The sequence below is a fragment of the Sunxiuqinia indica genome (genome assembly GCF_009847015.1).
GTDB lineage: Bacteria > Bacteroidota > Bacteroidia > Bacteroidales > Prolixibacteraceae > Sunxiuqinia > Sunxiuqinia indica.
Window position 1 is genome coordinate 733,871 of record NZ_WVEM01000001.1, and the last position, 24,556, is coordinate 758,426.

The window sequence follows — 24,556 nt, forward strand, 5'->3', positions numbered from 1 at the left end:
ACTTCCTGCTTACTTTTGTTTGCAGAAATTAATTAAAACAAGTGGAAAGTCTCGTACAAATACATCAAACATTAATCGAGCACCCTCGAAAGACGATTCGCAGGGAGTTGATCAATGAAATTAACTGGTCGCATCGGATGATCTGTATCAAAGGATTTCGTGGTGTTGGCAAAACAACTTTCCTGCTTGACTTTGTAAAAGAAAGACATGAAGAGGATAAAGGATGCCTTTACGTCAATCTGAATAATTTCTATTTCACCCGACGTAAAATCTACAATTTTGCGGACGAATTTTATAAAAAAGGCGGTAAAGTTCTCATTCTGGATCAGATCCATAAATATCCGGAATGGGCTGAGGAGCTGAGGGCTTGTTATGACAGCTTCCCGGAATTGAAAATCATCTTTTCATCGTCGCCCGTTTTAAGGGTTATCGAAGGCAATGAGTATTTAAAAGATATTGCAAAAGTATATCATCTGGAAGGTTTGTCATTTCGCGAATACCTGAATTACCATGGCAATTTTGAGTTTAAATGCTACAAACTAGCAGACCTGATTAAAAATCACAAAAAAATTGGACAGGAAATAACCAAACAGGTAAAACCACTGGCCTATTTTGAAGAGTATCTGCAAACAGGGTTTTACCCGTATTTCTTAAAAAACAAACCGTATTATAACGAAACCCTGCTAAAGCATGTTAATCTGGCATTGGAGCTGGACGTAACTTACCTCAACCAGATTGAATTAAAGTACCTGCCCAAGCTGCGCAAACTGCTTATGATTATCGCCAGTGAAGCTCCGTTTTCGCCCAACGTTAGCAAAATAAGTAACGATGTGGAAACCTCTCGGGCAACAGTTATGAATTACTTGCGCTACCTGAAAAATGCTCGTTTGGTAAATATGTTATTTTCCAATGGAAGCGAAGATCAGCTCAAAAAACCGGACTTGGTTTACGCGCATAATACCAACATCATGTTTGCCGTTGAGCCCAGCAATATAAATAACAGAAATTTACGCACTACCTTTTTTTACAACCAGGTAGGTTATCAACACGACATTAAAAGCTCCGATGTAGCAGATTTTAAGATTGACAACGAATATCACTTTGTAATAGGTGGAAAATATACAGAACCCGAACAAGAAGGAACTTATGCCGCATCGGACATGATTGAGGAAGGCTCCGGAAATAAAATTCCACTCTGGTTGTTTGGCTTTTTATACTAGGGTTCGTTAAAACAGAAATTAAAAATCGAGAATAAAAAAGAATATAAATTTGAAATTTAACATGAATAAAATGGCAAAAGAAAAAAAATTCATTACATGTGACGGGAACTACGCTGCGGCGTATATGAGTTACATGTTCAGCGAAGTTGCCTGTATCTATCCAATTACTCCATCATCAACAATGGCTGAGTATGTGGATGAATGGGCAGCAAAAGGAAAAAAGAACTTATTTGGTCGTCCTGTACGTTTAGCTGAGATGCAAAGTGAAGGTGGCGCTGCTGGTGCTGTTCACGGTGCATTGCAATCAGGAGCTTTAACTTCTACTTATACGGCATCGCAGGGATTGTTGCTAATGATCCCTAACATGTACAAAATTGCCGGTGAGTTGTTGCCAACAGTTTTCCATGTTAGTGCCCGTGCTTTGGCCGGTCATGCACTTTCGATCTTCGGTGATCACTCTGACGTTTATTCTGCTCGTCAAACTGGTTTCGCTATGTTGGCTGCCGGTTCAGTACAAGAAGAAATGGACTTAGCAGGTGTATCTCACTTAGCTACCTTGAAATCACGCGTACCTTTCATGTCATTCTTTGATGGATTCCGTACTTCACACGAAGTACAGAAAGTTGAAGTATTGGATCAGGAAGATATCCGCCCATTGGTTGACATGGAGGCCGTGCAGGCATTCCGCGATCGCGCGTTGAATCCGGAGTCACCACTAACTCGTGGTACGGCTCAAAACCCTGATATCTTCTTCCAGGCACGTGAAGCTTCTAACTCATTCTATGATGCTGTTCCTGACATTGTAGAAAATTACATGAAAGAAATCAGCAAGTTGACTGGTCGTGAGTATCACCCATTCACTTATTACGGTGCTGAAGATGCTGAAAACATCATCATCGCAATGGGTTCAGTAACTGAAACAATCAAAGAAACAATCGATTACCTTGCAGCTCAAGGCAAAAAAGTTGGTTTGATGTCAGTTCACTTGTACCGTCCGTTCAGTATAAAATATTTCATGAACGTATTGCCTAAATCAGTTAAGCGCATTTCAGTACTTGACCGCAGCAAAGAGCCGGGAGCAAATGGTGAGCCATTGTATCTTGACGTAAAAGACTTGTTCTACGGAAAAGAAAACGCTCCTGTTATTGTTGGCGGACGTTTCGGACTAGGTTCAAAAGACACGACTCCATCACAGATTTTGGCGGTTTACGAAAACCTTGAATTACCAGAACCTAAAAATGGTTTCACATTAGGTATTGAGGATGATGTAACCTTCAAATCACTTCCGTTAAAAGAAGAAGTAAAAGTTTCTTCTGAAGGAATCTACGAAGCTAAATTCTACGGTTTAGGTTCTGATGGTACGGTTGGTGCAAACAAAAACTCAATCAAAATTATTGGTGGATCAACTGATAAATTTTGCCAGGGTTATTTCGAATATGACTCAAAGAAATCAGGCGGTTTCACTTGTTCTCACTTACGTTTTGGTGATAGCCAAATTCGTTCAACTTACTTGATTACCACTCCCGACTTTGTAGCATGCCATGTTCCAGCTTACGTAAACTTATACAACGTACTGAAAGGCTTGAAAAAAGGAGGCTCATTCTTGTTGAACTCAATTTGGGATGAAGAAGAAACTAAAAAACGTTTACCAGATAGCATGAAGCGTTATTTGGCTGAAAACGAAATTAAATTCTACATCATCAATGGTACTAAATTAGGTGAAGAGCTAGGTCTTGGAACTCGCACCAACACCATCATGCAATCAGCTTTCTTCAAAATCACCGGCGTAATTCCTTACGAACAAGCGGTTGAAGAGATGAAAAAAGCGATCGTAAAATCGTACGGTTCAAAAGGGGAAAAAATTGTAAACATGAACTTTGCAGCTGTTGAAGCCGGAGGTAAAAACGTTGTTACAGTTGAAGTACCTGCTGAATGGAAAGAAATTAAGCTGGAAGAAGAAATTGCAGCTACCGATCGTCCTGACTACATCAGCAAATTTGTTGACGTAATCAATGGACAAGAAGGTAACAGCCTTCCTGTTTCAACATTTACAGGATACGAAGACGGTACCTTTGAGCAAGGAACTTCTGCATTTGAGAAACGTGGTATCGCTGTTAACGTTCCTGAGTGGATTGGCGACAACTGTATTCAGTGTAACCAGTGTGCTTACGTTTGTCCTCACGCTTCTATCCGTCCATTCCTAATGACTGAAGAAGAATTGGCGAAGGCTCCTGAGAATACCGATGTAAAAGTTGCAACTCCAACAAAACAATTCCCAGGTTTAAACTTCCGTATCCAGGTTTCAGTGCTCGACTGTACCGGTTGTGGAAACTGTGCCGATGTTTGTCCTTCAAAAGAAAAAGCATTGGTTATGAAGCCTCTTGGATCGCAAGAGTCGCAAGTTGATCGCTGGAATTACATGGACAAAAATGTAAGCTACAAAGAAAAAGTAGTTGACAAATATAAATCAGTTAAAAACTCTCAGTTTGCTCAGCCATTGTTTGAGTTCTCTGGAGCTTGTGCTGGTTGTGGTGAAACTCCATATATTAAATTAATCACTCAGCTTTATGGTGAGCGCATGATGATTGCTAATGCTACTGGTTGTTCTTCAATCTATGGTGGTTCTGCTCCGTCAACACCTTACTGTAAACACAAAGAAAGCGAACAAGGTCCAGCATGGGCTAACTCATTGTTCGAAGACAATGCTGAGTACGGTTTCGGTATGGCTGAAGGTGTTTCTGCTCAACGCGATCGCATTGAAATGATCATGAAAGATGCTCTTTCAAATGGTATCAGCGAAGACGAGAAAACGGCTTTCACAGCATGGATTGAAGGTAAAGATAATGCCGAAGCATCAAAAGAAGCTTCAGCCAGCGTATTGGCTGCTCTTGCAGGGAAAGATGCTGACTATGCCAAAGACATCCTGGGACTGAAAAAATACCTGGTTAAAAAATCAGTTTGGGTATTTGGTGGTGACGGATGGGCTTACGACATCGGTTATGGTGGTTTAGACCACGTATTAGCTTCAGGAGAAGATGTAAACGTATTGGTTATGGATACCGAGGTTTACTCGAACACTGGTGGTCAGGCATCAAAAGCAACACCAGTTGGTGCTGTTGCGAAATTCGCTTCTTCAGGTAAAAAAATCCGCAAAAAAGACTTGGGCGTTATGGCCATGTCATACGGATATGTTTACGTTGCACAAGTAGCAATGGGAGCAAACCAAGCACAATACCTGAAAGCATTGCGCGAAGCAGAGGCTTACCCTGGACCATCATTAATTATCGCTTATTCTCCTTGTATCAACCACGGACTGCGTGCCAGCATGGGCGCATCTCAGGCTGAAGAGAAAAAAGCAGTTGATGCAGGTTACTGGTCAATGTATCGCTACAATCCGATGTTGGAAGCTGAAGGAAAGAATCCTTTCTCTTTAGACTCTAAAGAACCAGATTGGAGCAAATTCCAAGACTTCCTTGCCGGTGAAGTTCGCTATACTTCATTGAAAAAGTCGTTCCCGGAACAAGCTGCCGAGCTGTTCAAAGCATCAGAAGAAAATGCCAAATGGCGTTATGCTTCCTACAAGCGATTGGCTTCCATGAATTTTGCACCAGAAGCTGTAGAAGAAAAGTAAAAAACCACTTTTATTATAATTCAAAAGCCATCTTCCTTTGGGAGGATGGCTTTTTTTATTGATGCTATTTTTAAGAAAGAAGTACGTTTTAGTTGGCTGGCTGAATATTTTGATTGACATGAAAAAAATTACCCGGATCGTACTTCTTTTTAATTTGAGTCAGCCGCTCATAATTATAACGATAACTAGCTTTTACCCTCTCCTGCCCTTCATCCATCATAAAATTGGAATATGCTCCTCCTGAAGAAAATGGATGCAATGCATCATAGTAATCTTTGCACCACTTGGAGATCACGGCTGCATTGGCCGGATCAGGATCTACTCCAACAATCACTCCTGCATATTTCGCATCTCGATAAGCCCAGGGTGTTTCGTCTTTGCCAACCCGACTTGCAGCTCCACTTATTGGATAAAGATGCATTTGGGATAATGGCGTAGGAAGTTTTAATCCATTTTCCAAATGTTGCTTCCTGGCTTCGGGACCAATTTCATTGAAAAAATCGGCACGCCAATACCACTGCATTCCGGTTGGGAGCAACCCATCAAATAAAGTTTGAATGGCTGGATAAGGCATTTCTCCAACGTGTGTAAAAAAAGGGTTCTCATCCATAATTGGCTCGAATACTTCAGACGCTTTACTGATGTCACCTGTATAGCACCAAACAATTCCACAAAACTTTTTCCCATGAAGATGCTCTGGAAATGGAGACTCTGGAATCGTTAAAGTTGCAACAAAACCATTGAGCTCATCAGGTGCCTGATGGATAAATCCATGATACCACTCCATGATTTCCTCAGTTTGTTCGATAGGCCACAATGTTGGTCCTCCAAAAACGGTTTTTACCGGATGTGCCTGAAATTTGAAAGACGTGACAATTCCAAAATTACCACCTCCTCCGCGTATCGCCCAGAAAAGGTCTTCATGTTGATTTGCACTTGCTGTTACAAAAGAGCCATCAGCTAAAACCATATCAGCTTCGAGCAGATTGTCTATCGTTAAACCATATTTTCGGGATAAATAGCCAACTCCTCCTCCTAGTGTCAATCCGCCAACACCTGTGGTTGATATGATTCCTGCAGGAATAGCCAACCCAAACGGATGAGTTGCGTGATCCACTTCACCCCACAAATTGCCTCCACCGACACGAACGGTTTGGTCTTGAACATTGACACGAACAAACTTGATTCCAGATAAATCGATGACCATGCCACCGTCACAAATTCCCAAACCGCCGGCATTGTGTCCACCTCCGCGAACAGAAACCAGCAAATTGTTTTCCCGACCAAATTTCACACAATGAATAACGTCAGCAACATCGACACATTTTACAAACAGGCCGGGATGTTTATCGATCATTCCATTGAAAACTTTACGTGTTTCATCATAATCAGAATCAAGAGGTTTGACAATAGTCCCCCTAATTCCTGCACTAAATTCCTCAATTCGTGCATTATCTATATCGCTTACATTATTTGCCATAATGTTAGCCTTTCGTTTTCTCAATCATATGATTAATCACATGAGTATGCTCGTGCTGAGGGCTGAACATGATTATCTCTGCGTCCGAATCGACTTTGACATTATGCCCTGAAGGCCAGTAAAACAAATCATTAACGGTTACAGTTTCCTGATCGCCATTCGCATCAGTGGTTGTAATTTTGCCTTTCAGAACATAACCCCAATGTGGACATTGACATTGGTTTCCTTCAAGTCCCATGAAAAGAGGTGTTGTGTCTACTCCTGCAGAAAGGCTGAAATACTCACCACTAATCTTACCGAATCCCGATGCATCGCCAAAATCTGTTCTCTGACGTATGACAGCACCTGGAATTTCCATTTTTACTTCAATGTTTTCTTTTGCAATTTTCATTTTTAATCCTCCATTTTTATTTATTTACATCAAGACTTGTACTCCTAATTTCAACTAGTCAATTACGGTTAACGAACACGCTAATGGACCAGACGACTAAACACTGATGAACAAAGAATTACATCAGCGATCACATTAAAGTCACTAGAATTAAATTCAAAGTTACAACTACCTTAAATGCACTAACTAGCACATTCGATTCATTATATAGTACTTTTGAGTCTTTTTATCTGTTTCGAGACGGGAAGTAATTATTCCGCAATGATATTTTGGTATTGAGAGGGTAATAAGCCGTATTTACCCAAAAAGCATTTGGTAAAGTAGGAAGGACTATTAAAACCGGTTTCATAGGCAACTTCTGATATGCTATGGGTTTGTGTGTTAATTAGACTTAACGCTTTATTCAGCCGAAAATCTTTAATGAAGTTATTGGGACTTATTCCAACGAGGGAAGTGATTTTTCGATATAATTGCGACTTGCTAAATCCAAGATGTGATCCTAGATTATCAATATGGAGATCGGGATTTTGCCAGGTTTCTGAAATATAGCTCATCAGTTTCTCCAAGAATTGCTCATCGGATGGAGTCATTGCATAAACTAAATCGTTATCAACAAACACATTTGAATTTTCTTGTTTGCATATTTTTTTCACCTCCGATGAAACTACAATTCGTGAATCAGCAATATGATACATTCGCTCTGCCGACTGCAGTGCTTCTTCGAAGAACAACTTTTTATTGGTTACTGGAACTCCTGCACTAATGCCAGTTTTCAGATTAACACGGTCACGGTCTGCAGTTTCCTCCCATTCCTCAAACTTGGAATGAACCTCAACTGCACACCAGGCAGCCTGCAAACCAGAATCAAACGACACAATAAAATGATCATGATTTCGTGTAACAATACGACCTCCAAAATCGCTAAATACTTCCGAAAGAAGATTCATACGGGCCTGTGGTTCAAATCCCTTGTCTGCTATCTTGTTTGAACTAAAAGGCAAATTAGAAAACCCGATATACATGATAATACGAAAAGCGGGATCATCAATAATGTTTAAGTCAGTATCCTGTGACTTCTCAGGATCTTCAATTCTACCCAGGAAAGATTCAACCACACTGGCATCAACCTCTATAATTTGGTTCGGAATTTCGCCATGCGCATGATTGTGCATATCGATTAAACATTGCTTATTTGGTGCTTCAACCAAGCAAAAGGCAGTCTTTCTATTTCCATCGAACCAATAAGTTAATCCTTTACAATTAAACTCCTCCTGAATTTTCAAATCTTGCTGATGCAACTGAGCTACTGCTTCTGCTGTTACCACATCTGAAACATCATGACGATCCATATAAATAGGCATAAGATTGATTTTAGAGCATAAACAATAGTCTTAATCTACTTATACCGATTTTTACTTAAACTTGTTCTATAAGATATTTTGAAAACCCAACATTTACCACGGATATAGAAATACGGACTTTATTTCGCTGATAAAATTCAATCAGTCTTTTCGCCACAATTTTTACAGACTTGCCGGGCCAAGGCTGCAATTGCAACAAAACTAACGACCAATGCTATCCGATAGTCCCTAAGCGGATTATCGTCTATCAAATTGGTCAATGCTATGATCAAGGCGAAGAAATTAATCACCAGAATAACCATTAATCCGTTTCGTAGCAGCTTTCGCTTATTCAAATTATTCATTATTTATTTAGTAGTAAGTTGATAAAATGACGCCATATAAATTAATGGCTCCAACTACCAAATTTACCATTTTTATAATCTTCGTAGGCCTTGACAATTTCCTCTTGGGTATTCATCACAAAAGGACCATGAGAAACAACCGGTTCATCTATCGGTGGCGCATATCCCAGCAATAACATGCTTTGTTCAAGCGCTTCAACTTTAATCATCGATCCATCATTAACAAATTCAACCAAGCGCTTTGCTTCTACCAACTGACCATTGACTTCCATTTTCCCACGAATAAGGTAGAAAAAGACGTTTCTTGTTTTAGGTATTGTCAATTCCAATTCTGAATCCGGGTTAAAGTCAATGGTTGACAAATGAACGCCAATTCCTGATTGAAAAGGCCCCTTTACGCCCTCCCAATCACCGGAAACCAGGTTTACGTTTACTTGTCCATCGTTTAAATCAATTTTCGGAATCAGTTCTTTTTGAACTCCCTTGTAAAAAGGATCGCACATCTTATCTTTTGCGGGCAGATTAACCCAAAGCTGTAAAATCTCCAAAGGTCCACCTTTTTGCTTAAACTCCTCAGAGGAAACTTCTGAATGAATCAAACCTCTACCTGCCGTCATCCATTGAACACCGCCCGATTTAATAACACTTTTCTGTCCACTGCTATCAAAATGAGCAATATCTCCGTCCAGTATAAAAGTTACTGTTTCCATGCCGCGGTGTGGATGGGGACCAAACGGAAGACCATTATTGTTTTCCGGATATTCCTGCGGACCATGGTGATTTAAGAATAGAAATGGGTCTATGTGTTGGATCGAACGAGTCGGAATCACCCGATCCGTTGTTAAGTCCTGAATTGGATCACTCTCCGGTTGATGTATTTTCTTTACTGTTCTCATCGATTATTATTCCTTTTAAGTAAGAACAGCGAAAACAGGCAGATGTTTAAAACATGAATCAAACAGATGTCAGCATCGGTAATGGCAATTTTCAAATATTACGATTCAGCTAAGTAGAATAACAATTGGATAAAAATCACTTTCGTTTATTCTTGTTTTTAAGAACCAGCTCCTCCCTTGAGAAAACCTGGTTAATTGAACGTAAAACAAGTTTTAACGCTTAACAACCAGAGGAAACCAATGAAAATTTTCATGATATCGTACTTCGTTAAACCAGGTCGGGGTTGTTTTCTAATTTCAAAAAAATAACAATTTATAAAACATCAATCCGTGATTGTTGTTACCTTAACAGAACAAATAATTTTTCGAAACCCTTTATTATTGAGAATAGTTACAAAATCTGCGTTAGAATTGATTAATATCAACCAAAATCTATTCGTATTCTAACAGACATTATTAAATTTGTTCTCGAATATTGTAAGCGACTATTATGTTTTTTATTGGATTAGCCGGATCATTCATGCCTTACCTCCTTTTACTCGGAGCGTTATTTGTCCTCACCATGGGGATAAACCTAAGAGCTAATGCGAATGAAGAACTAGCTGAACTCACAGGAAAAAACATTGAATACAAAGACTCTGGCAGCCAATCGGCTCAAATTAGTGCAAACAACAATAGTTGCTACTTTTTCGATGTATCGGAAAAAACTACACCTGATTATAAATGTAGCCAAACAGCTTTATCTAAAGCTGATAAGCTTTTAGTCCCTAAACCTGAAGGGAATAGCTTTACAATTAGCAATCACAGAAAGTATTCATTTGATATTTACCACACTTTCTTTGGCTTATCTCCTCCGATTGCGATTTCTTAGTACATTCAAAAAAAAGAAGAAATCAATAACCAAACTTTCATTTATTTTCAAAACGCATGATTGGAGTAGTAGGCTTAAGTCATAAATCGGCACCTGTAAGTATTCGTGAGAAATTTGCTCTTACGAAGGAAGAGTATACCGATTTATCACAAACGATATTGAAAGATAAAAATATTGATGAACTGGTCATCATCTCAACTTGCAACCGGACAGAGTTGTATTTTACCGCCGAAGAATGTTGCTCTCCAGGAGCTTTCCATATCTTATTTCATTTCCTGAAAGCACATATTCAGGAAGAAGATGCCATTGAATCTCATTTTTACAAATACGAAACTCAAAGTGCCGTTTCGCATTTATTCCATGTAATTTCGGGACTGGAATCAATGGTGTTGGGCGAATATCAAATTGTTTCGCAAGTTAAAGAAGCCATCAATCATGCCGAAGAGATTGGTTCTGCAGGCAAAATATTGACCCGGCTGTTTTATAAAGCACTGGAAACGGGAAAACAGGTACGCACAAAAACAGCACTTAGTAGCGGAGCATTTTCAGTCAGTTACGCAGCGGTAGAAAAATGCAACAGCATTTTCGAACAACTACCCGATAAAAAGATATTATTGATTGGTGCAGGAGAAACCGGAGAACTGGTTATTAAAAACCTGGCTAAAAAGGGATGTCAAAACATTATTGTCTCCAACCGGACAATGTCAAAAGCTGAAGAACTTGCCGGACGTTTTGGTGGAAGTGCACTGAATTTTAAAGAACTCCAGACTGGTATTCGTGAGGCCGACATCGTGGTCAGTTCAATCACCTGCAAAAAACCGCTGATTACACCCGATATGCTTAGCGCGGAGAATACCAATAAGCAAACCGTTTTTATAGACCTTGGCGTACCGCGCAACATCGATCCCAAAGTAGCCGACATTGAAAACATTGCTCTATACAATGTGGATGACCTAAAGGAAGTGGTTGCCCAAAACATGGAGAAAAAGAAAACCTACATTTCAACTGCCGAAAAAATTATTAAGAAAAAAGCCCATGAATATGCCGATTGGTTAAGCGTTCAAAATTTATCTCCGGCCATCCAAAATATCATTATGGGTGTACACGAGATCAATACATCGGAACTGGAAGTCTTCAGGAAATTTCATAACGAAGAAGAATTCCAGAACATGGAAAAATACGGTAAACATATCGCTGAGAAACTGGTGAAATCGATGATTAAAAACCTAAAAGCCATCAGCGATAATGGCCGAAAAACTGAATATATAAAAGTAATAAACGATCTTTTCTCCCCTACTCATGAGTAAAAAAACAATCAGGATCGGAACCCGTGGAAGTAAGCTTGCCCTATGGCAAGCAGAGACCGTAAAAAGTGAATTAGAAAAAGCACACCCCTCCGATAATTTCGAGTTAAAAATCATTAAAACCAAAGGGGATAAAATTCTGGACGTTGCCCTTTCGAAAATTGGCGATAAAGGACTTTTCACCAAAGAAATTGAACAAGCGCTTTACGACAACGAAATTGATTTGGCTGTCCACAGCTTAAAAGATCTCCCAACAGAACTCCCCGAAAATTTAATCATCGGTGGCATGTTGGAACGAGCTGAAGTTCGTGATGTTTTTATTTCGAAGGATGGACGCAAATTGGCTGATTTCACTGCGAAAGATAAAATAGCCACCTCAAGTTTGCGACGCCAATCGCAAGTATTGCATTTCAATCCAGAACTAACAATTGTTGACATTCGCGGGAATGTAGAAACCCGACTACAGAAAATGAAAGATGGCCATTGCGATGGATTGATTATGGCCGGAGCGGGTATTTTACGTTTAGGGTATGACGAAATAATCACTGAGTTTATTGATACCGACGTAATGATTCCGGCGGTTAGTCAGGGAGCCATTGCCATTGAGATTCGTGAAGAAGATGAATTGGTCCAGTCGCTACTTGATGCCATTACCGATGAGGTCACCCGGACAACAACGTTGGCAGAACGTTCGCTCCTCCGAACACTCGAGGGTGGTTGTCAGGTGCCTGTAGGGTGCTATTCTGAAATTGATGGGGAGCAAATTACACTCACCGCAATGGTTGCCAGTTTAGATGGAACGAAATTAATCAGAAAATCGGTGAATACCACACTGGATGAAGCGTCGGAAAAAGCCATTGAATTAGCCCAGTCCATTTTGGACGATGGTGGTAAAGAAATTCTGGACAGCATCAGGCCCGAGTAAACAGATGTCAACAAATGATGAAAGTAACATATTAAAAGACCGAACGGTCATTTGCACTTATCCTCAACGGAAGCACGATCGGTTTTATGAAATGCTTGCTCAAAGCGGAGCAACCGTACATGCTATGCCACTGATCGAAACCACTTCGATCCCCTTCAAAACAAAGCGAAAACTAACCGATTATGACTGGCTGGTTTTTACCAGCAAAAATGCGGTACCATCCTTTGTTTCCAATCACCCGGAACTGTCGAATAAAATAGCAGCCATAGGCCTTAAAACAGCCGAAATGCTGATGCAAAAAGGAATCGTTCCTACTTTTGTAGGATCCGGGAAATCGTCCGGAGACTTTGCCGATGAATTTATGCCAAAGCTCAAAGGAAATGAGCGGATATTATTAATCCTTGGAAATATGGCCAAGGACATGCTACTGCATAAATTCAAACAAAAGGCGAATGTAGAGCGGGTTAACGTTTATGAAACCCGCTTTGTCCAATCCGTTGATCCAAGAATCCTTAATTTAGTCGAATCCAATCAATACGATGCACTAATTGCGACCAGTCCTTCGGCTGTAAAAGCGCTGGTTGAAAAGATAAAAATAAGTCCAAGGCAATTACGTTTCATCAGTATTGGAAAAACAACGACCGCTGCGATCAACGAATATCAAGCTGTAGTACTGGCAACAGCAAAAAAGCCAAGTTATTTGGGATTAGCAGAAACAACCATTCAGTATTTAAAATCGAATAAAACGACCATAAAAGACTAACAATATGAGCTTTCCAATTACACGACTCAGAAGATTAAGAAAAACAGCAGCCATCAGAAATATGGTGCGCGAAACCGAAGTGAACCGCGATGATTTAATTATGCCTTACTTCGTAGTTCCCGGCGAAAATATCAGTAATCCAATCAAATCAATGCCGGGCAACTTTCAATTGTCGGTTGACTTGTTGGTGAAAGAAGTCAAAGACCTGGTTGAGCGAACAGGCGTCGATAAAATCTTACTTTTCGGTATTCCTGCCGAGAAAGATGAAACCGGAGCAGTGGCTTGCCAGCATGATGCAATTGTACCGCAAGCCATTCGGGCTATTAAAGCCGAACTACCTGAGGTGGTTATCGTGGCTGATGTTTGCAACTGCGAATACACCAAACACGGACACTGCGGAACCATTGTAGATGGGGATGTGGACAATGACAGCACGCTGAAAACACTGGCAGCACAGTCTGTTACTCTGGCGAAATCCGGTGCTGATATTATTGCACCAAGCGATATGATGGATGGTCGTGTAGCTGCCATCCGCACAGCATTGGATGACAATGGCTTTCAAAATACACCAATCATGGCATATTCGGCCAAATATGCATCGGGCTTTTACGGACCTTTCCGCGATGCTGCAGACAGTGCCCCCCAATTTGGCGACCGGAATACCTACCAGATGGATCCGGCCAACGGCGATGAAGCCCTTCGCGAAGTGGAAACCGACCTGGAAGAAGGAGCCGACATGGTGATGGTCAAGCCTGCACTAAGCTATATGGATATCATCAGCCGGGTGAAAATGACCTATAATGTACCGGTAGTGGCCTACAATGTAAGTGGCGAATTTTCGATGGTAAAAGCGGCGGCTGCCAATGGCTGGATTGACGAGCAACGACTGATCAAAGAAATACTGACTTCACTGAAACGCGCAGGTGCTGATGTGATTATCACCTACCACGCCAAAGAGTTTGTTTTAAGTGAACTTGAAAAAGGAAACCGGGTGTAAGTAACGGGACACTTGAAACCTTGAACCCGAAACTTTAAACTCAAAACACTGAACTTCAAATGATGACATACGAAAAAAGCATACAAGCATTCGAAAAAGCAAAAAAAAGAATACCCGGAGGCGTTAATTCTCCCGTTCGTGCATTTAAAAGCGTAGATGCCGATCCGGTATTTATTGCCAAAGCCAAAGGTGCAAAAGTGTGGGATATTGATGGTAACGAATACCTCGACTTTGTATCCTCCTGGGGACCGCTAATCCTGGGACATGCCAACGACAAAATTGTTAAAGCAGTGCAACAAGCTGCGGAGCTGGGAACCAGCTATGGTGCCCCTACCCTCATCGAGAATGAAATGGCCGAGCTGATTGTCAGCATGGTTCCTTCGATCGATAAAGTTCGCATGGTGAACTCCGGAACGGAAGCAACCATGAGTGCGCTGCGATTGGCCCGCGGATTCACCGGCCGGGATAAGGTGGTGAAGTTTGCCGGCTGTTTCCACGGACATGCCGACAGTTTCTTAATTAAAGCCGGATCGGGTGCCATTACCCTCGGATTGCCTGATAGCCCGGGAGTAACTAAAGCGACAGCAAAAGACACACTAACGGCAGATTACAACAATCTCGAATCGGTTGAAAAGCTTTTTAAAGAACACGGCGACCATATTGCGGCCATTATTCTGGAGCCGGTAGCCGGAAACATGGGAGTTGTACTTCCGGAAGAAGGTTTTCTGAAAGGCTTGAAAAAAATAACTCAACAATACGGTGCACTGCTTATTTTTGATGAAGTGATTACCGGATTCCGATTATCGGCCGGAGGTGCTCAACAACGCTTTGGTGTGGAACCAGACCTGACAACCCTCGGTAAAATTATTGGCGGAGGTCTGCCTGTTGGAGCGTATGGCGGACGCGAAGAAATTATGAATCAACTGGCACCTGATGGTCCGGTTTATCAAGCCGGAACACTATCCGGAAACCCATTGGCCATGGCTGCCGGCCTGGTCATGTTAACAACCTTGAAAAAGAATCCTTCGATATACGAAGAGCTGGAACGTAAGGCGGCCAAACTGGAAGCCGGGCTAAGAGCCAATCTCGAAAAAACAGGCGTGTCGGGTGTTATTAATCGCATGGGGTCGATGATGACCTTGTTCTTCACCGAAAATGAAACCGTGAAAAGCTTCGAGGATGCGATGACTTCTGATACCTCTAAATATGCCAGCTATTTCAAGAAGTCGTTGGAAAGCGGGATCTATTTGGCTCCATCGCAATTTGAGTGCCTGTTTGTATCTGACGCTCACACCGACGAAGATATCGAGACAATCATTGCGGCTAACGAAAAAGCCTTAAGAAGTCTGTAATCCGCAAATTGAAATCATAGCTTGGAGGGCAATATTCAGGATTCAGTACTCCCCTCTCATTTCTCACGACTAAATACGAAACAATGCAATCACTATTTTTAGATACACTTCAAGGGAAAAAAACAGAACGCCCTCCGGTATGGTTTATGCGCCAGGCCGGACGGGTTTTGCCCAACTATAATCAACTGAAGGAAAAATACACCTTCCGCGAGTTGATGGATGATGCCAAGCTGGCTGCAGAAGTCACCCTGATGCCTATTCAGGATTTGGGCGTTGATGCCGCCATCCTGTTTTCCGACATTTTGGTGATTCCGAATGCCATGGGTATGGAACTGGAATTCACCGACCATGGACCGGTATTCAACAAGCCATTAAAAGGGCTGAGCAAACCGGCCGATCACCTGAATCCTGATCCTGCCAAATTGGAATATATCTACGGAGCGATTGATGAGATTATTCGTCAACGACCTGCGAATATCCCGTTAATTGGCTTTTGTGGGGCACCGCTAACCACCATGTGTTACATGTTGCAGGGCTTCAGCTCCAATCCCAACTTCCCCGATGCCATCAAATTTCTGTTTCAACATAAAAAGGAAGCCAAGCGGCTAATTGACGCAATTGCTGATTTTTCGGTCATCTATGCGAAAAAGCAAGTGGAGCATGGCATCAGTGCATTCCAGTTGTTCGAAACGCATGCCAACCTCATTCCGGTGGAGCTGTACAACGAACTGTTTATGCCGGCGGTCGTAAAAATTAGTCGTGCTGTACGCGAAACCGGCACGCCATTTATCTTTTTCCCAAAAGGCTTTGGTACCGGTTTGAAATACATGACCCCGGATATTGCTGATTTTGTAAGCATCGACTGGCAAATGCCGATTGAAGATGCCCGCGAGATTGTACACGCCGAAGTTGGTTTGCAGGGAAATCTTGATCCACGACACCTGTACGCCAGCCAGGAAGAGATTGCGCTGGAATTGGAGAAATACAAACCATTTTTCCAGAAGAACAGCAAATGGATTTTCAACCTGGGACACGGATTTTTACCGGACATTCCGTACGAAAATGCCAAGTTTGTGGTCGATTGGATAAAAAGTACCAAGTGGTAAAACCCGACTAGTTGTAACAAACTGTTCTTATTGCGGGCATTCCATTAAGGTGAACGGATAGGAACCGGATGATGTCTGAAACCTTGGTATTTGCGTCTTCTGCTATCCATTTTTATCCCGTATTCAAGCGAAGGCCGGAATCTGTCGGCGTATTAGTCCAAACTTTGTTTTGATTTCAGCTTAGCCCGGCTACTAATCCTGCCCGGTAAAAAGCAACCACCTCCCGGACTAAAGCCCGGACTCCTCCATCAAACAGGAGGAGAATTGGGGAGCGGGATTTATCAGTTTGCGATATGAGCTTGTCATTTTTACGCGAAACGGCTCAAAACGGCAATGCGCAAGGGAGAACAGCCACAAAATACTTAACTAACTGAAAAACAAGCCTCCCCCATGGCGTGGGTGAAGGTTTCAAACGCGTTTTATTGCGCCACCATTCGCATGGAGATGGTTTCAAACGCGTTTTCTTGCGCCACCATTCGCATGGAGAAGGGATCAAACGTGTTTTCTTGCGTCACCGTTCGCATGGAGAAGGGATCAAACATGTTTGGAGGCACCACCATTCGCATGGAGAAGGTTTCGAACGTGTTTGGAGGCACCACCACGGCCATGGGCATCGAAAAAAACGTGTTTTCTTGCAATCTCATGCGCATGGAGAAGCTATCAAACGCATTTCAACGTAAAGCCACGCAAGCCCGCAACCTCGAAAATCCGGTTGATCCAACAAGTCGTTCAATGGACACCAGTACAAACGCTGTATGTAATGGTTCCACCCAGTAGTTGGAAGTAGCTTGGCGAATCTCCTTCCTGACTTTCAGAAGGGCGACAAGCAACAATTAAGCTGGCATTATACCGTTTAACTCATCCGATTCATCCGACTAAAAACAGGTTCGCCCCTCCATTCTGCAGGCTCGTCATCTTATAGTTTTCGGTTTCGTGTTGCCACGCTAGTTTTGAAGTGAAATTTAAAACAAACACGTTAAACAATTGAAACGATGAAAACAAAAGCGATTTTTTTAAGCCTGTTATTTTTAGTGCTGTGCATAATCTCAACGGCACAGGAAACAAACAACAATTACCTTTTCAGCTATAAAGGGAAGAAAAAAGAACACACCGTGGGCATGTACGGAAGCCTTGGGGGAACCTACTCAACGGTGATGGACGAATCGGCCAGCTGGCTCACTGCCCGTGTTGGCGTAGTGATTGACGAACACTGGGGAATTGGGCTGGCTCATAGTGCGCTGAATTACGACCACGAGTTAAGCCAGCTGGTAACGGATGGAACTTACCGTTTGCAAGGAGCCTATTCGGGCATGTTTTTAGAATACCTCGTTCCTTTAAAAAACTGGGGGAAACTAAGCTTTTCATGGACCACTGGCATGGGTTTACTGTTCTATCAGTACGATAAAGAATACCGCAAAGAGTTGACCTGGACAGATGAATACATTGATGCCGAACGTTTTGCAGCCAATGAGTTTGGAGCCGAATTTATGGTTCATGTGGCCGGCAACTGGTGGGTTGGCCTCGAAGGATCGTATCGGAATACGTCGCCCATAAAAATGCTGGGTGTTGAAGAAGATGTATTGCAGAAATTCAATACCGGTATCACTGTTCGATATGGTATATTTTAAACGAAATAACAAATCCGGTTTGTGACCGACTAGGCATGAACCGGATTTTTAATCAATCTATTTTGATAATCGGGAGCGGGTTTTTCATTTTTGTGTAATTTTAAAGCAAAACCAATTCTCCCATAAGGTGAACCAATACGCTATGCCTCTTCAGCCAATCAACCAGCTTTTTCCATTCAAAAGGCTATTCCGCTTACTGCTCGGACTGGCCGTTGGTGTGCAACTGATTATTATCACTTACAACCACTTCACGGGCTATTACCCGGTGAATGATCTTGGCCATTTTGGTATTCGATTGATTTACAATTCATTTTTAAGTCTCCTTTCGGCGTTCATGGTGGCTTACCCCAACTTATTTGTTATCCGCCACCTCAATTACCGACTTCCCTGGAGTACGGCAAACACAATCAAACGGCTGATCATTCAATTGTCGTTAACCGTAATTATAGCAGTCGTTATTTCAACCATTATAACCCTTACAGCATACTGGATTAGTGCCTACACCAACGAGCTCAATGCGGTGCTCATCAAAAATGCCCTGATTTATGCGGTCGTCAACCTGCTGTTGATGATTGTTCTGGAGGCTCGTATCTATTTTTTCGAGTACAACCAAACACGAGTGAAAGCAAGCATGCTCGAACAGGAACTTTCGCAAATAAAATATGAAATGCTTAAGCAGCAAATCAATCCACATTTCATGTTTAATAGTTTGAATGTGTTATCGGGATTAATTGAAAGCGATTCGAAGAAGGCCCAGCAATTTGTTGATGAGTTTGCCCTGATTTATCGGTATGTGCTGGAAACCATTGAGCAACCCATTGTAAGTTTGAAAGAAGAACTGGCTTTTATACAATCATACTTTAACTTACAGCAGATGCGTTATGGCGAGTCTCTTTCGCTGGAAATAGATGTTTCATCTGAATTTTTGAGCTGGTTGCTTCCGCCACTTTCGTTGCAGGTGGTGCTGGAGAATGCCATCAAACACAACATCATCAACGAGAATAAGCCCTTAACCATTTCGGTGGCTACAGCCGAAGGCACACTTGTCATTAAAAACAAGCTTCAGCCCAGGTTTTCGCAAAGCAAATCAACCGGAATTGGACAAAGCAATGTCACAAAACGCTATGCCTTGATCGGCCAGCGAGTACCTCGTTTTATTGTGAAAAATAACTGCTATCAAGTTGAACTGCCACTTTTAAAACCAGACGATTATGCGCGTATTGATCATTGAAGATGAAAAAGTAGCTGCCGACCGGCTCGAAAAACTCTTACAGGAAATAAACCCGCAATACCAAATCGCCGCCAAGCTGGGTTCCATTAAAGAATCGGTTAGCTGGTTAATGAATCAAACGGCCGACCTAATTTTTCTCGACATTCAGCTATCCGACGGATTAAGCTTCAGCATTTTTAAGCAGGTCCCGGTGAATATTCCCATCATCTTTACCACCGCCTACGACCAATACTCCATTAAAGCGTTTCAACTCAATAGCATTTCCTATTTGTTGAAACCTATCAGGAAAGACGATTTAGTAGAAAGTCTGGAGAAGTATAAAAAAATGAAAGCGGCTTTCAGCATCAACTTCGAAAGTTTACACCCCATGCTCACCGGACAACAACAACCCTATAAAAAGCGGTTCCTGGTTTCGTACGGCGAAAAGATACACAAGGTTGAAACGTCGGAAATTGCCTATTTCTATGCCATGGACAAATCGGTCTTTCTTACAACATTTACCAATAAATCTTACCCGGTAGAATACTCGCTCGACAAGCTGGAAGAGCTGTTAAACCCGGAACACTATTTTCGAATTAACCGCAAATACATCATTAACATGGCAGCCATCGATAAAATGTATGCCTGGTCGCGCGGACGTGTGAAGTTGGTATTAACTCCCACGACTGAAGATGATAAAGATAGCCTGGTAAGCATTGAGCGCTCAACCCGGTTTAAGGAGTGGCTGAATTCCTGACTGCTATCCGTTCAGTGCCTGTTCAATATCGGCAATTAAATCGTCAGCCGATTCAATGCCAACCGAAAGGCGCATAGCCGTTGGTTTTATTTTCATGGCCAGGCGATCTGCTTCCGAAAACTCAACATAAATGGTAGACCAGGGGTGAATAATCAACGATTTATTGTCGTTCAGGTTGGTCGCACGGCGGATGAGTTGCAAGCGGTTCATAAACGCAAAGCAGGCTTGTTCCGATTCCAGATCAAAAGTGATGATCGTTCCTGGCTTTCCATCAAACTGCACCTTGGCCAAATCGTAGTTCACGGCATTTTTCATACCGGGATAAGTCACGCCCTTTACTTGGGGATGATTGCCTAAAAACTTGCCAAGCTTCATACAGTTGTCATACGAACGCTCGAAGCGCAGCTCCAACAGATCCAACCCCAGAATTTGGTAGTGAGCGGTATGAGCGGTCATCGCGCCTCCGGTATTGCGGTAGTAGTTTTTGCGCAAACGGCCTACAAACGTGTCTTTCCCGAATTTCTCAACCAAAGGCTTCAGGTTCGGATTGAGTTGCCAATCGTAAGTTCCATGGTCTACAATCACACCTCCAAACGAAGTTGCTCCACCCGAAATGTGCTTGGTCGTCGACATCACTTCAATATCAACCCCAAAGTCTTTGGCATTAAAAACAACCGGTGGCGTAATGGTGCTATCCGAAATCAACAGCAGCTTGTATTTTTTTGCGATGTTCGAGAGTTTTAAAATATCGGCTATTTCCAGTTGCGGGTTGGTTACCGTTTCGAAATAAATGGCCCGGGTATTTTCGTCAACCAGTTTTTCTACCTCATCGGCCTTGGTGGTATCGGTAAAGCGTGTTTCCAGGCCATAGTTCCGAAGGGTTTGATCGAATAAGGAATAAGAATGAGCAAACAAATGGTTGCCCGAAATTATATTGTCGCCACTTTTACAAATGGCTAAAATGGTATTCGTAATGGCCGACATGCCCGATGAAAGCGCTAGTACATGGTGAGCTCCTGTTAAGGTTTTCAGCTTCTGCTCAAAATACTCAACCGTGGGGTTGCTGGTACGCGAATACACGTGTGCCGGCAGTTCGCCTCTAAAATTAGCAGCTATATCTTCGGACGAATCAAACTCAAAAGCAACTGATTCGTATATCGGCATATCTAACGAGCGGTGAGCATCCTTTTTGGGGAATGGAACATGCAGTGACCGCGTTGTAAAACTCTTCTTCATGCTTCTTCTTTTGTAAATCCTTCGCAAAGATAACAGCTCTAATTTAAATCGGTTCTGGAAAACGACCTTCTTTGGTAAAATTGGCAGGTTCATTCAGTCTGAAAAGGGTTTAACGGGCTCATTTCTGCCAGTATGTGGCTTAGCTTTTCAGCTCTCAATGAACTTGTTTTGAGTGGATAACAGCTGAAGACCAGACCAAACCATGGCATTCGACAGTTTTCAAATGGCTTCCATGATTCTCAAACCTCTTCTGTTTCATGAAATATGCAGCACAGACAGGCCAATAAAATTGCGAAATCATTTTGTACAGGTTTCACACAACGGCTTATCTTATTATCTTTGTTGATCCAAGAATTAAGCGATGAACAGAAAGCTTTTAACACTGCTCCTTTTCTTATTTTCCGCTACCCTTTTCGGCCAAAACCCCAATTTGAAGTTGGCGCTGGTCAAGTATAAAGGTGGCGGCGACTGGTATGCCGATCCGACAGCTTTGCCCAACCTGATTCGGTTTTGCAATCAGGAGCTCCAAACCAATATCGATCCGGAGCCGGCAACCGTAGAACCCGGGAGTATTGAGCTGTTCAACTATCCATTTGTCCACATCACCGGGCATGGGAACATCATTTTTTCTGAAGAAGAAAGCAGAAACCTGCGGTTGTATCTGGAGGCTGGTGGTTTTTTATACATCGATGACAATTATGGACTTGACGCCTACATCCGGCGCGAAATGAAAAAGGTTTTCCCGGAGCAAGAGTTTGTGGAGTTGCCTGCAGATCATCCGATCTATCAGCAAAAATACCGGTTCGAGGACGGCTTACCTAAAATTCATGAACACGATAATAAGCGGCCGCAAGGGTTTGGGTTGTTCATCGAACACCGCTTGGTTTGTTTTTACACCTACGAGTCCGATATCTCGGACGGATGGGAAGATCCTTCGGTGCACAACGACCCGCCCAACGTTCGGAAGAAAGCTTTGCAAATGGGTGCGAACCTGATTTCATACGTCTTCAACAACTAACAATTCAAAAAAACAACAAACGATCAACATGACGAAAGTACTAGCCATTAATGGAAGTCCTCGTAAAAACGGAAACACCAAAATAGTAATCGAAAAGGTATTTGAACCACTGCAACAAGCAGGTATCGAAACCGAGTACTTCCAGCTTGGCGGGAGGCAGGTTCACGGTTGCACAGCCTGTGGCAAGTGTCGGGAAATAAAAGATGGAAAGTGTCACATCAAAAATGATGTGCTTAACGAATGTATCGAAAAAATACTCCAAGCTGATGGCCTCATTCTGGGCTCGCCGGTTTACTTTGCAGATGTTACAACCGAAATGAAAGCCTTAATTGATGTGGTTGGTTATGTTACCCGCGGAAACGGCCATCTGTTAAAACGTAAGGTTGGAGCAGGAGTACTTGCTGTTCGCCGTGGAGGCCAATTGCACGCTTTCGAAACACTCAATAACTTTTTCCTGATTAGTCAAATGATTGTGCCGGGATCGAGCTACTGGAACTTTGCAGTAGGTGGACCTGAAGGAGCCGTTTTACAAGACGAAGAAGGCATGCAAATTATGAATACACTGGGTGAAAACATGGCTTGGCTGTTAAATAAAATAAATGACTGACTTTGATTGAACCATGTAAATTTCAACTTGTTTGGAATTGTAGAAGCAATTAAAAACAAGTTAAATTTATTATTATGGATTGGAACAAAGAAACAGAGAAAATAACCAAAGAATTTACGTTTAATAATTTCAAAGAAGCACTCAGCTTTGTAAACCAAGTTGGCGAATTAGCAGAAGGTATGGATCACCACCCCGATATTTTGATCCATTCATACAAAAAAGTATCCATTAGCTTAACATCGCACAGTGATGGCAAAGTAACCAACAAAGACCATGAGCTGGCTTCGAAAATTGACGCGTTATAATCATCTCGACACACACACAGAGGAATTATAACACCCGCAATTGCAACTTAGATTATCGTTGAAGTTGGTGTAGGAGGAAGCCCTTCTGCATACCAACGAATAAAAACAATTGAATGAAACTACATTTCAAGTTTAAATTCCTCTTAAAAAATATACTCAAAGGATTGCTTTGGATGGCAATCCTTGCTGTTTTATACCTGCTTGCCAAAGAATTTATCGTTGATGAAAACAAAGAGTTTTGGCTCAAACGATTTTACAGTCAACCACTCATCATCTACGGGGTATATGTTGGTTCAGAAGTCTTTTTCGGACTTTTCCCACCGGAGTTCTTTATGATTTGGGCCTATTACAAAGGCGACCTTTGGCACTATGTGCTGAACCTGGGCTTTTTTGCAGGTGTATCGTATGGAGCCGGGTACTTCGCATTTTTAGTTGGGCGATACCTTCAGCGGGTTGTGTTATTCCGGTATCTGGGCCGAAGGTTTTTTAGCAAGTACTGGCCCCTTTTCCGAAAGTACGGTGCTTTTCTCATTGTTGCATCGGCACTTACTCCCCTTCCCTGGTCGGCTATCAGTATGCTGGTAGGAACAACAGATTACCCCATGAAAAGATACCTTAATTTTGCCCTGTTCAGGATCTTACGCTTTGTGATATACGGTTATATCATTTACCAAAGCCACCAGTTCGGCTAGTGGAATTAAGAAATATGTGCCTATTTTATCGAACAAGCTTTCAACCATTCAGGAAAAAGCTTGTTTACTAGTTGTACTCAAAGAAAAGGAACTATGTTTAAACGGTTGAAGGAAAAGTGGAATGTTGATTCCGACCTGCAATTAATCGTCATTTTTGTCGTTTTTTCAATCTCCGGCAGTGGAGCTCTTATTATTCGTAAGTTGGTTTTTCACTGGCTCGATTATAGCCCCGACTGGCCTTTCTGGCTTTCCGCAATTGTCTATGTGCTTACCATTGTTCCGGCATATCAGATCATGCTGATGCTGTTTGGAACCCTATTGGGGCAGTTCACCTTTTTCTGGAATTTCGAAAAAAAGCTTTTACGCCGATTCGGGATAAAGATTGATTAATCGGATGATTTACCTGCCTGCTCTCTTCGTTTATTGATTCGTAGTTAAAAATACATTTCTAAAAAGATAAGA

At 42.1% G+C, this 24,556-nt stretch carries 24 protein-coding genes; 18 read left to right on the forward strand and 6 right to left on the reverse strand.

What is annotated here, in order from left to right; genetic code table 11:
• Positions 1-41: 41 nt before the first annotated feature.
• Together GR929_RS02950 and nifJ are read left to right on the forward strand one after the other, a co-directional pair.
• Positions 42-1,220 (forward strand): AAA family ATPase, encoded by a 1,179-nt coding sequence (locus tag GR929_RS02950; RefSeq protein WP_159517417.1) that lies wholly within the window; start codon positions 42-44, stop codon positions 1,218-1,220.
• A gap of 70 nt (positions 1,221-1,290) precedes the next feature.
• Entirely contained in the window at positions 1,291-4,851 is a 3,561-nt protein-coding gene (nifJ, locus tag GR929_RS02955; RefSeq protein WP_159517418.1) for a pyruvate:ferredoxin (flavodoxin) oxidoreductase, read from the forward strand.
• Positions 4,852-4,939: 88 nt separating this feature from the next.
• On the opposite strand, the gene GR929_RS02960 is transcribed toward nifJ, so the two are convergent.
• The 5 genes from GR929_RS02960 to GR929_RS02980 all read right to left on the reverse strand — a co-directional run bounded on the left by GR929_RS02960 (position 4,940) and on the right by GR929_RS02980 (position 9,323).
• Positions 4,940-6,331: an FAD-binding oxidoreductase gene (locus GR929_RS02960; RefSeq protein WP_159517419.1), complete on the reverse strand. Its 1,392-nt coding sequence runs from the start codon at positions 6,329-6,331 to the stop codon at positions 4,940-4,942.
• A gap of 4 nt (positions 6,332-6,335) precedes the next feature.
• Positions 6,336-6,722 carry a cupin domain-containing protein gene (locus GR929_RS02965; protein WP_159517420.1) on the reverse strand — a complete coding sequence of 129 codons (387 nt, stop codon included), beginning with the start codon at positions 6,720-6,722 and terminating at the stop codon, positions 6,336-6,338.
• 251 nt (positions 6,723-6,973) lie between these two features.
• Complete coding sequence (locus GR929_RS02970; protein WP_159517421.1) at positions 6,974-8,083, reverse strand: nickel-binding protein; 1,110 nt, start codon at positions 8,081-8,083, stop codon at positions 6,974-6,976.
• A gap of 137 nt (positions 8,084-8,220) precedes the next feature.
• Positions 8,221-8,427: a hypothetical protein gene (locus GR929_RS02975; protein ID WP_159517422.1), complete on the reverse strand. Its 207-nt coding sequence runs from the start codon at positions 8,425-8,427 to the stop codon at positions 8,221-8,223.
• A gap of 41 nt (positions 8,428-8,468) precedes the next feature.
• Positions 8,469-9,323: a pirin family protein gene (locus GR929_RS02980; protein WP_159517423.1), complete on the reverse strand. Its 855-nt coding sequence runs from the start codon at positions 9,321-9,323 to the stop codon at positions 8,469-8,471.
• A gap of 490 nt (positions 9,324-9,813) precedes the next feature.
• On the opposite strand from GR929_RS02980, the gene GR929_RS02985 reads away from it, so the two are divergent.
• From GR929_RS02985 to GR929_RS03035, 11 genes are all read left to right on the forward strand, one after another.
• Positions 9,814-10,194 (forward strand): hypothetical protein, encoded by a 381-nt coding sequence (locus tag GR929_RS02985; protein ID WP_159517424.1) that lies wholly within the window; start codon positions 9,814-9,816, stop codon positions 10,192-10,194.
• A gap of 56 nt (positions 10,195-10,250) precedes the next feature.
• A complete protein-coding gene (gene hemA, locus GR929_RS02990) occupies positions 10,251-11,501 on the forward strand; it encodes a glutamyl-tRNA reductase (protein WP_159517425.1) in 1,251 nt (416 codons plus the stop codon).
• Complete coding sequence (hemC, locus tag GR929_RS02995) at positions 11,494-12,423, forward strand: hydroxymethylbilane synthase (RefSeq protein WP_159517426.1); 930 nt, start codon at positions 11,494-11,496, stop codon at positions 12,421-12,423. Before hemA ends, hemC begins: the two co-directional genes overlap by 8 nt.
• Positions 12,424-12,427: 4 nt before the next feature.
• Positions 12,428-13,186, forward strand: a complete 759-nt coding sequence (locus tag GR929_RS03000; RefSeq protein ID WP_159517427.1) for a uroporphyrinogen-III synthase — start codon at positions 12,428-12,430, stop codon at positions 13,184-13,186.
• 4 nt (positions 13,187-13,190) lie between these two features.
• Positions 13,191-14,183 (forward strand): porphobilinogen synthase, encoded by a 993-nt coding sequence (hemB, locus tag GR929_RS03005; protein WP_159517428.1) that lies wholly within the window; start codon positions 13,191-13,193, stop codon positions 14,181-14,183.
• Between the two features lie 59 nt (positions 14,184-14,242).
• Positions 14,243-15,535 (forward strand): glutamate-1-semialdehyde 2,1-aminomutase, encoded by a 1,293-nt coding sequence (gene hemL, locus GR929_RS03010; protein ID WP_235934025.1) that lies wholly within the window; start codon positions 14,243-14,245, stop codon positions 15,533-15,535.
• An 83-nt stretch (positions 15,536-15,618) separates the two neighbouring features.
• Positions 15,619-16,641 (forward strand): uroporphyrinogen decarboxylase, encoded by a 1,023-nt coding sequence (hemE, locus tag GR929_RS03015; protein ID WP_159517429.1) that lies wholly within the window; start codon positions 15,619-15,621, stop codon positions 16,639-16,641.
• Positions 16,642-17,163: 522 nt separating this feature from the next.
• Positions 17,164-17,418, forward strand: a complete 255-nt coding sequence (locus GR929_RS03020) for a hypothetical protein (RefSeq protein WP_159517430.1) — start codon at positions 17,164-17,166, stop codon at positions 17,416-17,418.
• Between the two features lie 215 nt (positions 17,419-17,633).
• On the forward strand, positions 17,634-18,269 hold the full coding sequence (locus tag GR929_RS03025; RefSeq protein WP_159517431.1) for a hypothetical protein: 636 nt from the start codon (positions 17,634-17,636) through the stop codon (positions 18,267-18,269).
• 142 nt (positions 18,270-18,411) lie between these two features.
• Complete coding sequence (locus GR929_RS03030) at positions 18,412-19,500, forward strand: sensor histidine kinase (protein WP_159517432.1); 1,089 nt, start codon at positions 18,412-18,414, stop codon at positions 19,498-19,500.
• On the forward strand, positions 19,481-20,236 hold the full coding sequence (locus GR929_RS03035) for a LytR/AlgR family response regulator transcription factor (protein ID WP_159517433.1): 756 nt from the start codon (positions 19,481-19,483) through the stop codon (positions 20,234-20,236). The genes GR929_RS03030 and GR929_RS03035 overlap by 20 nt, the downstream gene beginning before the upstream one ends.
• A 3-nt stretch (positions 20,237-20,239) precedes the next feature.
• On the opposite strand, the gene GR929_RS03040 is transcribed toward GR929_RS03035, so the two are convergent.
• Positions 20,240-21,472, reverse strand: a complete 1,233-nt coding sequence (locus GR929_RS03040; RefSeq protein WP_159517434.1) for an aminotransferase class I/II-fold pyridoxal phosphate-dependent enzyme — start codon at positions 21,470-21,472, stop codon at positions 20,240-20,242.
• Between the two features lie 361 nt (positions 21,473-21,833).
• On the opposite strand from GR929_RS03040, the gene GR929_RS03045 reads away from it, so the two are divergent.
• From GR929_RS03045 to GR929_RS03065, 5 genes are all read left to right on the forward strand, one after another.
• Positions 21,834-22,490, forward strand: coding sequence for a DUF4159 domain-containing protein (locus GR929_RS03045; protein ID WP_159517435.1), 657 nt, complete (start codon positions 21,834-21,836; stop codon positions 22,488-22,490).
• A gap of 28 nt (positions 22,491-22,518) precedes the next feature.
• Positions 22,519-23,097 carry a flavodoxin family protein gene (locus GR929_RS03050; RefSeq protein WP_159517436.1) on the forward strand — a complete coding sequence of 193 codons (579 nt, stop codon included), beginning with the start codon at positions 22,519-22,521 and terminating at the stop codon, positions 23,095-23,097.
• A 74-nt stretch (positions 23,098-23,171) separates the two neighbouring features.
• Positions 23,172-23,402: a 4a-hydroxytetrahydrobiopterin dehydratase gene (locus tag GR929_RS03055; RefSeq protein ID WP_159517437.1), complete on the forward strand. Its 231-nt coding sequence runs from the start codon at positions 23,172-23,174 to the stop codon at positions 23,400-23,402.
• A 113-nt stretch (positions 23,403-23,515) separates the two neighbouring features.
• Entirely contained in the window at positions 23,516-24,094 is a 579-nt protein-coding gene (locus tag GR929_RS03060) for an SNARE-associated domain-containing protein (protein WP_159517438.1), read from the forward strand.
• 93 nt (positions 24,095-24,187) lie between these two features.
• The gene (locus GR929_RS03065; protein WP_159517439.1) at positions 24,188-24,484 is read left to right on the forward strand and encodes a DUF6787 family protein; all 297 of its coding nucleotides are present in this window, start codon (positions 24,188-24,190) and stop codon (positions 24,482-24,484) included.
• Positions 24,485-24,556: the final 72 nt, after the last annotated feature.